Annotated in this window: 10 protein-coding genes; 3 read left to right on the forward strand and 7 right to left on the reverse strand. The window is 46.0% G+C overall.

What is annotated here, in order from left to right:
- Nucleotides 1–274 precede the first annotated feature (274 nt).
- Complete coding sequence (locus tag DEH07_09185; GenBank protein ID HBY04671.1) at nt 275–475, reverse strand: hypothetical protein; 201 nt, start codon at nt 473–475, stop codon at nt 275–277.
- Between the two features lie 157 nt (nt 476–632).
- Here DEH07_09185 and DEH07_09190 point away from each other — a divergent pair, with 157 nt between their 5' ends.
- The gene (locus DEH07_09190; GenBank protein ID HBY04672.1) at nt 633–1,178 is read left to right on the forward strand and encodes a gamma carbonic anhydrase family protein; all 546 of its coding nucleotides are present in this window, start codon (nt 633–635) and stop codon (nt 1,176–1,178) included.
- Between the two features lie 129 nt (nt 1,179–1,307).
- Here DEH07_09190 and tsaA read toward each other — a convergent pair whose 3' ends face one another.
- Nucleotides 1,308–1,703, reverse strand: coding sequence for a tRNA (N6-threonylcarbamoyladenosine(37)-N6)-methyltransferase TrmO (gene tsaA / locus DEH07_09195; protein HBY04673.1), 396 nt, complete (start codon nt 1,701–1,703; stop codon nt 1,308–1,310).
- Between the two features lie 292 nt (nt 1,704–1,995).
- Here tsaA and DEH07_09200 point away from each other — a divergent pair, with 292 nt between their 5' ends.
- Together DEH07_09200 and DEH07_09205 are read left to right on the forward strand one after the other, a co-directional pair.
- The gene (locus tag DEH07_09200) at nt 1,996–5,049 is read left to right on the forward strand and encodes a ribonucleoside triphosphate reductase (protein ID HBY04674.1); all 3,054 of its coding nucleotides are present in this window, start codon (nt 1,996–1,998) and stop codon (nt 5,047–5,049) included.
- Nucleotides 5,050–5,052: 3 nt separating this feature from the next.
- A complete protein-coding gene (locus DEH07_09205) occupies nt 5,053–5,742 on the forward strand; it encodes an anaerobic ribonucleoside-triphosphate reductase activating protein (GenBank protein ID HBY04675.1) in 690 nt (229 codons plus the stop codon).
- A gap of 39 nt (nt 5,743–5,781) precedes the next feature.
- Here the strand turns inward: DEH07_09205 and DEH07_09210 are convergent, their stop codons facing one another.
- The 5 genes from DEH07_09210 to asnB form a co-directional block, all read right to left on the reverse strand.
- Nucleotides 5,782–6,066: a hypothetical protein gene (locus DEH07_09210; protein ID HBY04676.1), complete on the reverse strand. Its 285-nt coding sequence runs from the start codon at nt 6,064–6,066 to the stop codon at nt 5,782–5,784.
- Nucleotides 6,067–6,081: 15 nt separating this feature from the next.
- Nucleotides 6,082–7,251: a hypothetical protein gene (locus DEH07_09215; GenBank protein HBY04677.1), complete on the reverse strand. Its 1,170-nt coding sequence runs from the start codon at nt 7,249–7,251 to the stop codon at nt 6,082–6,084.
- Between the two features lie 96 nt (nt 7,252–7,347).
- The gene (locus DEH07_09220) at nt 7,348–9,003 is read right to left on the reverse strand and encodes a hypothetical protein (protein HBY04678.1); all 1,656 of its coding nucleotides are present in this window, start codon (nt 9,001–9,003) and stop codon (nt 7,348–7,350) included.
- A 138-nt stretch (nt 9,004–9,141) separates the two neighbouring features.
- Nucleotides 9,142–10,311, reverse strand: a complete 1,170-nt coding sequence (locus DEH07_09225) for a hypothetical protein (protein HBY04679.1) — start codon at nt 10,309–10,311, stop codon at nt 9,142–9,144.
- Between the two features lie 12 nt (nt 10,312–10,323).
- Entirely contained in the window at nt 10,324–12,306 is a 1,983-nt protein-coding gene (asnB, locus tag DEH07_09230) for an asparagine synthase (glutamine-hydrolyzing) (protein ID HBY04680.1), read from the reverse strand.
- Nucleotide 12,307: the final 1 nt, after the last annotated feature.

A 12,307-nucleotide genomic window follows, 5' to 3' on the forward strand; every position in this document is an offset into this window, starting at 1 on the left:
GAAAAGTCCGGCGGGGGGGCCTCCCTCCGGCACCCCGCCCCCTGGCACTCCCCTGAAGATTTCGTTAATCCGGGAAAGGTGATGTTTGACCCCCGCGCAAAGGGTATAGTCCCCGTCGGCGAACCTCCCCCCCCCCCCTGGTGGACCAATCCCCCCCCGGACACCCCCTGCTGGGAATTTTTCCCCCGCCCCGAACCAACCCGGCCCCGCCAGCAGCTTCCTGCTTTTTACCAGTTAAACGGCGCCATCTACCTGATCCAATGGGACTATTTTCTTAAAAATGATTCCTTCTACGGACCGCAGACATATGCTTACATAATGCCGAAAGATCGCTCGGTAGATATTGACACCCCGCTGGACTTTGCTCTGGCCGATGTTTTATTGGCGGGTAAGGAGAAGTAGCGTCCCCACTACTCTTGTCTGCGCTCTCCGACCCTATAGGAGCCCTCCTGCCGATTAGCAATACATCCTGCATGGGCGGAAACTCGAATTCGGATAATCTAAAGAGTAATCTCCGCTGTTCTTATGGACTTTTTTTCTTATTATCCGGCTGCCTGTTGACATAAAAAAGGACCTGTTTTATTGTTTTTAAAGGATAGGTTCGTGGATAGCCATTTTTAGGGAGGGATTGGATGTTCTACAGTTTTGACGGCAGGAAACCGGAAATAGGCAAAGATACATATGTAAGCGAGCATGCCCTGGTAATCGGCAACGTGAAGATTGGGGATAACTGCTACATTGGACATGGAGTAATTATCCGGGGTGACTACGGGAGTATTGAAATAGGGTCAGGAACGGCGGTTGAGGAAGGGGTAATTATCCACGCTCCCCCAAAACAGTCTTGCAAGATTGGTGCACACGTGACTTTAGGCCACGGCGCAGTGGTTCATTCCCAACTGGTGGACGATTACGCCGTAATCGGAATGGGCGCGATAACAAGCATCAGGTCCAAAATAGGCAGGTGGACTATTGTTGCCGAGGGAGCGATAGTCAAGATGGAGCAGGCAATCCCCGACGGGGTTGTGGTAGCCGGGAATCCGGCCAGAGTAGCACGGAAATTGGCAGAAAAGGATATCGAGCACTGGACATGGGGAAAACAGCTCTATGTTGATCTGGCGAAAAAATATCTTGCGGAAGGTATGCACGAGGTAAAGCCCGAACAGAAACACGAACCCTAAAAAAGAACGCTTATGTGGGTGAAATACGGTTGGTCAGGCAAATATGCGAGGACCGTCCCTGAGTATATGCAATGCAAGTCAAGAACCGATCCTACTTCTAAAATACGGTCAGCCGTCCCCGTGTATTTGTCAGATGCAGTCGAGATCCGGATAGAAGGGCTTGATGTCCAGAAGATAACTTCCGTCAATCGCATCAAGCCCCTGCACGTGCAGGCAGTTTCCCTCTCTCTTCAGCAGTTTTACAATACAGATGGCAATCGGGTTGGGTCTGGATGGCGAGCGGCAGGCAAATACGCCTCTAATTTCTGTCCCGTGAGGCGTGTAGGTCTGCAGTTTTTCGCGGTCCGCCCGGCCGCACCAATAAAGCATAAAAAGATGGCTGAACTGCTCAACGTCCTTTAATCCGTCGGCGAACTCCCCGTAAATCTCCACAACCGACACTTCGCTGGAATACCGGCCTTGAAAAGGAGCTTCGCTGGAATTTTTATAAGGGGATTGAATTATTCCGATCGGTTTCAGATTCAAATTTGCACCTTCATAAAAGCCTTAACCCCGGGTTTTAAAGCTTTCCCGGGACACTCCGGCAATGTCATTTAAGAAACCCTTCGAAAACACGTAACAGCTCTCGTTTACAACAAAACATTATTTAGTATATTATTGTGCATGTCAAGGATTTTCAATTATTTGAATTATTCATTTTGGCTTGCTGAAGTACTCTTAATAAAGCTTCGCGTCAAGAAGGAATTCATCTCTAACTTGACGAAGGTAAGATTAATCGGACAGTATTTTGGCATTATCTGACAAAGGATGGATGCAGATGTTTAAGAGAATAAGGAAAAGGGATAACCGGATTGTCAAATTTGACGCCCAGAAAATCACCGGCGCGATAGCCAAGGCTGGCAAAGCGACTGGAGAATTTGATGAAAAAATAGCCAGAATGATAACTTTAAAGGTCCTCAGCCTCGCAGAACAGCTTATCCCCAGAAAGACACCGACCGTTGAAGAGATCCAGGATATAGTGGAAGAGGTCCTGCTCTCCTCCCCTTACCGGAAAACGGCCAAAGCGTACATTATTTACCGCGAGCAGCATGCCAGGATAAGGGATATCGTTGGCAAATCCAATGTGGACCTGGTCGACCAGTATCTCCAGAAACTGGACTGGCAGATTAATGAAAACTCCAACATGGCCTTTTCCCTGCAGGGTTTAAATAACTACATCTCGTCAGAAATCAGCCAAATATACTGGCTCAATAAAATTTACCCCACGGAAATAAGAGAAGCCCATATAAGCGGCGATTTTCACGTTCATGATTTAAACATACTCAGCGTTTACTGCGTGGGATGGGATCTTTTCGACCTGCTGGCTGAGGGATTCAAGGGGGTTCCCGGCAAAGTGGAGAGCAAACCCGCCAAGCACTTCCGGAGCGCTCTTGGCCAAATCGTCAACTTTTTCTATACCCTCCAGGGGGAAGCCGCCGGCGCCCAAGCATTCTCAAACCTGGACACACTTTTAAGCCCTTTCATCAGGTATGACGGATTGAGCTATACTGAGGTCAAACAGGCGCTGCAGGAGTTCATCTTCAATATAAATGTGCCTACCAGGGTGGGTTTTCAATGCCTTTCCGAGGATACCGAAATTCTTACACCTGACGGATGGGCGGGATACGAGGACATCAAGGTCGGACAACTGATTAAGACATTCAATATACAAACCGGCTCCCTTGAAGACCAGCCGGTTAAAAATATGTTTTCAAAACCGTATACCGGAAAGATGTATAACCTCAAGAACAGGATTCAAGATCAACTAATTTCGCCGGGACACCGGGTAGTCAGAAGAAAATTCAACACAAACGAAGCTTTTGTCCTTGAAGAAATTGAAAAGGTTGTCACTTATAAATCGCCGGTGATTATCCCGATTACTGGCAAAAATACCAACCCGGATAAAGACATATCAGACGATGAAATCCGCCTGCTTGCCTGGATAATAGCCGAGGGGTCGAAGGAAAGCTATACCAGGCGCCGGCATTCTCATCGGATCACGATCTACCAGTCAAGAACCAAAAGCCCCCAAAATTATAATGAAATTACAGGCTTACTTGATCGGATGGAACTCACCTACAGCAACAGAGAATCCGTTCCAGCCCTAGGGACGTCATCTCAAATGATCCGGCTAAACGCCGAATCCTCCCAGAAACTTCTGGACAGCCTTTTTAAGACCCGGCAAACTGTAAAGTTCATTCCGAACATTCTTAAAAACATGAGCTGTAGGCAGGCCAGGCTGTTTCTGGATACATACCTGAAGGCAGACGGCCATGAAGGTTCAAAGATCACCACTACTAATATAGAAATACTGAATGGGTTACAGCAGTTAACCGTCGATGCTGAGTACGGCTTCACCGTAGGAACGCGGAATCCGACCATCGGTAAGAGGACGCTGTATATCCTGAGGCTAATTGACCATCAGGATACCTATATCCAAACTATAGAAAAGATTGATTACTCCGGGGTGATCTGGTGCCCCAGCACAGTGAATGAGACCGTAATTGCCAGAAGGAACGGTAAGGTTTTTATAACCGGAAACACGCCTTTTACCAATGTAACCCTTGATCTCACAGTACCAGAATATTTCTTGAACCAGCCGGTAATCATCGGCGGAAAAATGCAGGATGACACCTACAAAGACTTCCAGAAGGAAATGGACATGTTCAACAAAGCCTTCATGGGGGTAATGCTTGAAGGTGACGCCAGGGGAAGGGTGTTTACTTTCCCGATCCCCACCTATAATATCAGCAAGGATTTTAACTGGGACAACACGGATTTAGATATTCTCTGGGAAGTTACTGCCAAGTATGGTGTTCCCTACTTTTCCAATTTTATAAATTCCGATATGAATCCGGAAGACGCAAGAAGCATGTGCTGCCGGCTGCGCATAGACAACAGGTCCCTGGAGAAAAAGGGCGGCGGCCTTTTCGGCTCCAACCCGCTTACCGGTTCCATCGGAGTTGTAACATTAAACATGCCCAGGCTGGCTTTCCTGTCCAAAGACGAGCATGAATTCTTCGAAAGGCTCGAACCCCTGATGGTCATGGCCAAGCAGGCGCTGGAAATGAAAAGAAAGGTCCTGGAAAGACTGACCGAGGGCAACCTTTACCCCTACGCAAAGTATTACCTCAGAAATATCAAAGAACACCTTGGATCCTACTGGAAAAACCATTTCTCGACTATCGGTCTGATTGGCATGAACGAGGCCTGCCTGAACCTGCTGGGAAAGAGCATCGCCAGCCCCGCCGGGCAAAAATTTTCTTGTCTGGTGCTTGACTTTATGAGAAGCAAGCTTATTGAATTTCAGCAGGAAACGCAAAACAACTACAACCTGGAAGCAACACCCGCCGAGGGGACCAGCTACCGCCTGGCCAGAAAAGACAAGGATAAATTCCCTCAGCTAATGTGCGCAAATGAGGACAGCTTCATCAACGGCGGCGAGCCCTTCTATACCAACTCGACCCAACTGCCGGTTAATTATACCGACGATGTATTTGAAGCCCTTGACCTTCAGGATGAAATTCAGTCGAAGTATACAGGAGGAACCGTCCTGCATATTTTTGCCGGCGAACGTGTCGAAGACCCTGCTGTTGTAAAAAAATTAATCCGCAAAATATGCGAAAATTATCATGTTCCCTATTTTACATTTACACCTGTCTTCAGCGTCTGCCCCTCACACGGTTACCTTTCCGGGGAACAGGAAAATTGCCCGGAATGCGGTACGCAGTGTGAAATTTACTCCCGCGTTGTCGGCTACCTGCGGCCTTTAAAACAGTGGAACAAGGGGAAGCAGGAGGAATTCGCCCTGCGAAAGACTTTCAAGGTGTAATATATGTTAATCGGAGGCTATACAAGGTTTTCCCTGATTGAATATCCCGGCCGGATCTGTGCCGTGATTTTCACAAAGGGGTGTAACTTTAAATGCCCCTACTGCCACAATCCGGAACTTGTCAAATCCGATCCCCGCCAGACCCCTGCTTTGGAACTTGAAGTATTGGATTTCCTTAAAAGGCGGCAGGGGAAACTCGACGGGGTTGTCGTTACCGGCGGCGAGCCCACAATTCAGGCAAATCTTATACCTTTCCTGGAAAAGATAAAAAAAATCGGCTATCCGGTCAAACTAAACACCAACGGAAGCCTGCCTTCTGTTTTAAAAAATATCATCAGCCTTGAACTGGTGGATTATGTGGCAATGGATATTAAAGCGCCTTTTGATAAATACTGCAGCGTCACAAATTCTCTGGTCGACCTGAAAAAAATCCTGCAGAGCATCAGTCTAATCATCAATTCGAGGTTGGATTACGAATTCCGGACAACTCTTGTAAAATCTTTACTTACCCCGGAAGATATTTTGGAAATATCGAAGACAATTAAAGGAGCAAAGCTTTATATCCTGCAAAAATTTGTTCCTTCAAAACTATTGGATCCGAAATTCCTCAAGGAAGAAACATACAACGATGAAGAACTTATTAATATAGCGAAGCAGCTTGAAGAGTTTGTAGAAAAGTGCATGGTGCGCTAAAGCTGAAGCAACAAGGAAAGCCCTTTTTCAAGCTCCTTATCAAACCCAGATGTTTTTAATATAGCGCTTGAGTTTTTGTTTCCCGCCCGCCGGGATCATAATTGTTTTTGAGCCTTTACGGATTATTTTTTCTTTTTCCAGCTCCTTAAGCACATTAGTAATCAAATATTTTGTAAGTGTCATGGCCGAAACTCCGTAAACCTTCCTGTTTAAAACCAGGGAAATTACTCCTCCGAAGATGCTGCCTTTCTCAGCATAAAAAACTATTTTTCTTTCACCGTCTTCCCCGTAATAGGACAGGCATACTTCACCTTCAACAATCATTCAAGAAATGAGACATTACCCGGATGCGCTTTCCAATACACGGGCCACCATTTCGGCTGTATTCCGCCAGGTAAATCGCTCACGCACAATTCTGGCCCCGCGGGAACCGGCATTTTCCAGCTCCTGCCGGTTTTGATAACACCAAATAATCTTGTCGGCCAACTGGGATTTGTCGTCTGGCTTAAAGAGAAAACCACATTTATTTTCTTCAATTATTTCTCTGACCCCTTCCACGTCAGCCGCGAGTACGGGCTTTCCGCAAGCCAGGTATTCATATATTTTAATCGGCGACAGCCCGCAGATATTGTTTCTTTCTCTCGTAAACGGGGCTACAGCGAGATCAAACGTGTTTATCCATTCCGGAACTTTTTCATAATCTACCCGGCCGGTAAAATGTACAATATCATGCAAACCCAGGCCGGCTGCTTTCTCTTTTATCTTTTCTTCCAACTCTCCGTCCCCTACCAGTAGGTATTTAATATCCGCAAAACCTGCTTCTTTTATCTGATAAGCGGCGTCAATCAACAGATCCAATCCCTGCCAGGGAGCAAAAGTTCCGACAAAACCCACGTAAAAACTATTTTCGTCCACCTTTAAGGATTGCCGGCATACCGCTTGCTCCATAGCGTAAAAGAGACCAGTATTAGCCCCGTTGGGGATCACCGTTAGTTTCGCCTCGTCAACCGCATACTTACGGGCAATTTCGCGTTTTATACCTTCCGTAACGCAAATAATTCCTGCAGCCAGGTGAATGTTAACATATTCCGCCAATGTCAGAATTTTTATAAGGAGATCGCTAAAACCGCGGTACCGGTAATCTTCACCGACAAGTCCATTTTTCTCAATTATATACGGTATTCTAAACAAAGCAGCAAGGATCGGCGAAGTTACGTTCAATAGATCCTGACGGAAGTAGATAATGTGCGGTTTGAACTTTATTATAAAAGCAAATAAAAAAAAGGGGTGCAAAATTTCGTAGAAGATATACGACAGGAAATTCTTTTTAAATGTCGGTATGTAACGGACTGTTTGAAGGTCTTCATTTTTCTGGCGCGGCTGGTAGCCCGGCAATAGTATAAGCAGTTCATTGCCTGCATTCGCCAGGTTAATTGCTACCTCAATAAAATGTGTCTTGCCGGCGCCTTTTTTACGCATGTCCTCACAAGACATGTAAATAATTCTCATAGGTTTTCCTTTGAGCAATGATAGTAAGACCGGCGCCGGATATGTCACTTTTCCGCCGCTCGTTGCATTTCTAGAAGCAGCCGGATAGCTTTTTAATTAAGGCGCCGGATATGTCACCGTAATCTCTTTCTTGTTATGATCCCAGTCCACCTTACAGCCCAGGCATTCAGAAATGAACCGCAATGGCAACATGGTTCTCCCCGGCTGGATGATAATAGGTGTTACATCTGGATTACCAGCGTCGATGAGCATATACTGGCCGTTGACCAAGGCTGAGTTCTTTCCGATCCAGAGCTCAATCACTTTATTATTAAGAGATACTGTCGCTTTTTTATCGCTAGCCCCCCAGGTTACCGAGGCCCCAATTGATTCAGCAATATACCGGATAGGCAGAAGCGTTCGATTTTCCCGGATCACAGGGGCTGTATCCATTGTTTTTAACTGATCATTTACAGAAAAAGTTGATTTATCAATGGCTAGCTTAATCACGGTTGCCTTCGCAATAACTGTGGCGGCAGCGTTGGTAGTGGCGTTAACTTCGTTGGAGTATTTTGAATTCGAGCTAGAATTGTAAGCGTAAACCCGGTAATAGTACTTGGTCCCGCCGGATAGCCCCGTATCGGTATAGCTGGTTGTATTGGCGCTTACCATATTCAGCTGGCTGTAGCTGCCTCCGGAGAGTTTACGTTCGATTTTAAAGCCGGTCTCGTTGCTGGAGTTGTCGGTCCAGGTTAGTTTAATGCTGGTAGCCGATTGCACGCTGGCTGAAAGTTTTGAAGGCGCCGCCAATGTAGTATCGTTAGTAGTGGTAGCGTTGACTTCATTGGAGTATTTTGAATTCGAGCTAGAATTGTAAGCGTAAACCCGGTAAGAGTATTTGGTACTGCTGGATAGCCCCGTATCGGTATAGCTGGTTGTATTGGCGCTTACCTTATTCAGCTGGCTGTAGCTGCCTCCGGAAAGTTTGCGTTCGATTTTAAAGCCGGTCTCGTTGCTGGAGTTATCGGTCCAGGTTAGTTTAATGCTGGTAGCCGATTGCACGCTGGCTGAAAGTTTTGAAGGCGCCGTCAATGTAGTATCATTAGTAGTAGCAGTGTTGGTAGTGGCGTTAACTTCATTGGAGTAATCCGAGTCTCCGGCATCGTTATATGCCCGCACTTTGTAATAGTACTTGGTACTGCTGGATAGCCCCGTATCAGTATAACTGGTTGTATTGGCGCTTACCGTTTTTAGCTGACTGTAGCTGCCTCCGGAAAGTTTACGTTCGATTTTAAAGCCGGTCTCATTGCCGGAGTTGTCGGTCCAGGTTAATTTAATGCTGGTAGACGACTGCACGCTGGCTGAAAGGCTTGAAGGCGCCGCCGGTTTAGTATCGTTGGTAGTGGCGTTAACTTCATTGGAGTAATCGGAATATACGAAAGATCCCACTGTGTTGTTATAAGCCTTGACCCTGTATTTATAGGTCGTGTTGGCTGCAAGGCCGGTATCCGCAAATATCGTGGAGTTTTCCGGAACGATATTGATTCGATTGTAAGCATCATTACCCGTCTTGCGTTCAATTATAAATCCAGACTCATTTGATGCATTATCCGTCCAGGTCAAATTAATCTGCGAGGAAGAAACTGCGTCTGCCTTCAGGGCTGTGGGTGGGTTAACACCCGCCGATACTTCCCCCGAAACAGCCTGGGCGGAAATTAAGAGCAAACCGCACATTAACGCCAGCACCAGTAAAATAGAATTAGTTCTTCTCATGTCGCCACCTCCATTTTCATGAAATATAATAACCTATTGCTACTCCCATAAAATGTGTTTTGCCGGCGCCTTTTTAAGCATGTCCTTACAAGACATGTAAATAATTCTCATATATTTTCTTTAAACGATAACATAAAATTACAAATTTCTATAGATGTTCTTAAATTTATTACCTTCTACCACAGCGTTTAACTCTTTGGCAGCCTCCAGCGCACGCATTTTATAAACAGATATGTCCTTCAGGGAAAGTGAAGAAATCGCAGTCGCCAGGCTTTTAGCGTCAAAACCGCCGCAAACTGCGCCGCATCCCCACTTTTCCACTACTCGCCGCATCTCTGGAAGCGGTCCGATACAAACACCCAAACCGGCCATTAAATATTCATAAAATTTATTAGGGAGCGCCGCCCTGCTATTAAAATTAACAGGCTTGAGCAAATAAACACCCAGATCATACTGGTTAATAACGCTCACGATTTCTGCCGGTTTAACCGGAGGATGGAAAAAAACACGTCCCGGCGCCGCTTTCTGTGCTATTCCTTTGAGCTTTTCCATAGTCCTTGTGTCACAAAGCAGCCTGAAATGCAAAGAATAATTATTATCAAGAAGGTTTAAACTTTTAATCAGTTCTTCAATTCCCCTGCTTGTATGGTAACCCCCGTGATGACACAGTTTTATATCGCCGGGATCAGTCTCATGGTAAAGCATTTCTTCCCATTCAGGGCAATTCATAATTACTTCCGGCCGCACCCCGTAGGTTTTATTTAACTCTTCCGAAATCATCCCGGAAACTGCGATTACAACCGATGCCTTGTGAATATTTTCTCTTTCCAGAGTTGACCTGAACCTTTTATAAAAAAGTTTGAATCTCGGGCTTTCTTCAAACTCAAGTGTGGCAAATTCATGGCTGTCGTAAATTACTTTGGAAGTTTTTAGTTTATCAGCCGCCGCTGCCGCTATAGGCAGCGTATCCCAATCATTGGCGTGAAAAATATCGTAATCTTCCGCTATGGCAGCTTCATACATATCTTTAATTAAGGGCATGCTCCAGTATATACTACCGGCCAGAGCGGGAGTAAAATTATTTAACAGCAGCTTCGGCGCGCTAAATAACTTGTCCAATGTTGAACGCGCACGGGACTCAAAGGTAACAGTTTTATAAATCTCTTGTATATTCAGACCGCTTTCCCCGTATCCGACGACAGTTACCTGATAGCCGCCGCACTCAGTCAGCCAGCGCATTTGCCTTGCCACACGCGGATCACGGTCTACGTAGTTGCGCACCAGAATACAGACTTTTTTAGGCTTCAATTCAACACAACCTTACAGCGGTTTTAAAGACATCCCCTTAGCTGACAGGTTATTCAGCCAGATAATTGAATTGAATAACCGCCAGGGTAAAAAACTGAATCCTTTTTCGCCTCTTAAAACAGAATGAAATAATTCAAGCGCCCCTTTACGGGAAATATATTGATGATCTTCGGGTATAAATTCAAAAGCTTCATCCATTATGCCTCTTAAAGCATCCTTTATCCAGATCTCTTCAGGCGTGACAAAGCCCATTTTATCTGTTCTGGACAGCACAGAAGCCGGAAGAATACTTTTCATCGCCCGGCGGTATACTGCCTTGGTCATACCTCGCTGGATTTTCTGTTCGGGAGGAAGACCTAACAGAAACTCGACTATCCGGTAATCGAGAAAGGGCAGTCGGGCTTCAACTGAAAAGGCCATCGAATTTCGGTCCTCGTAGCGCAGGAGAGCCGGCAGACTGGTAAACCGAAAACTTTCGTATAGCTTCCAGTTTAGCTCACCGCCCCCCTTTTGTTTTCTCAGCAAGCCCCTTTTATTGAGGTGTTTTTTGTAGGGCGACTTCTCTGCGCCTGTCTGTAAAAAATCTAGTTTAGCCCAACTTATCTGGTCATTACCAGCGGAATTCTTCTTCATGCGCTGATAAACAAACGCTTTGGCCGCTTCAATGAGCGTTTCTTTTACCTGCACAGGATTGCGGCGGGTAATCCAGATAAGCTCACTTAGCAGACTCAACCACTTTCCTTCTCTGAGCAAACCCCACCAAAATGAGGGCAAATAAGGGTAATAGCCGGCGAGAAGTTCATCAGCGCCCTGACCGTCCAGCATGACCGTAACTCCGTTCTCCCGTGCGCTTTCAAATACTTTCCACTGGGCAAATATACTGGTCGAGCCAAACGGACCGTCCTGATGATAAGTAAGCCTGTCCAGGATACCGGTCAACTCCTCCGCAGAAGGGAAAACATACCTGGCTTCGACGCCTGTCTTTTTTATTACGTCAAAGATATACTTTCTCTCGTCCCAGCGGGGATCCTCGAAACAGGATGAAAATGTCAGCTGATTATTAGAGGAGCCCGATTCCTGCCTCTCACTGTTAAGAAGACATACTATTCCCGAAGAATCCAAACCTCCCGACAAACAGGAACCTACCCTCACATCGCTGCGGAGGCGCAAGCGGATACTGTCTTTTAACAAGTCGAGCAATTTACCGGCATATTCTTCGTCATTCCCCATCTCCCGCTGTTCCAGCTCCGGGTCCCAATAAATCTTCTTTTCCGGATCAATAGAAGTTCCCTCCAATGGTATCTGGATAAAATGGCCTCCTGGCAGCGAGTTGACATTCTCAAAAAAAGTCTGTTCGGAATGTTCCTGTAATCCGTAAAGAAGGTAATCGTAAAGAACACCCGGATTCACTTCCGTCTTTACCCAGGGAAGCAGGAGAAGCTGTTTTATTTCTGATGAAAATGCAAAAACTTTCCCGTTAACAAAATAATAGAACGGTTTAATGCCGGCGCGGTCCCGCGAACAGAATAAAATACTTTTTCCCAGATCCAGGATTGCGAAAGCCCACATCCCGTTAAACCTGCTGAGGCAGCCGGTTCCCCATTCCCGGTAGGCGTAAAGAATTATTTCTGTGTCTGTATGAGTAGAAAAGCGGTATCCTTTCTTCTCCAGTTCGCTTCGTATCTCTATATAATTATATATCTCACCATTATGGACGATCCAGAGCTGGCCGTCAGGTGTGCCCATCGGCTGTAAGCCGGCCTGTGATAGATCGAGTATAGCCAACCGCCTGTGCCCGAGACCAAAGCTGATTTCTTTATTCCGCCATTCTTCTTTTTCTTCTTCAGTATATAAACTGGAAAGCTTCCTATCGTTTTCACATAATAGAAAGCCCTCTCCATCCGGTCCCCGGTAGCTGATCAGTTCCGTCATTTTTAAAAGCAAATTAGCGTTTATAGGAGCGCCAAAGCTAACAATGCCGGCTATTCCACACACT

The sequence above is a fragment of the Desulfotomaculum sp. genome (genome assembly GCA_003513005.1).
GTDB lineage: Bacteria > Bacillota > Desulfotomaculia > Desulfotomaculales > Nap2-2B > 46-80.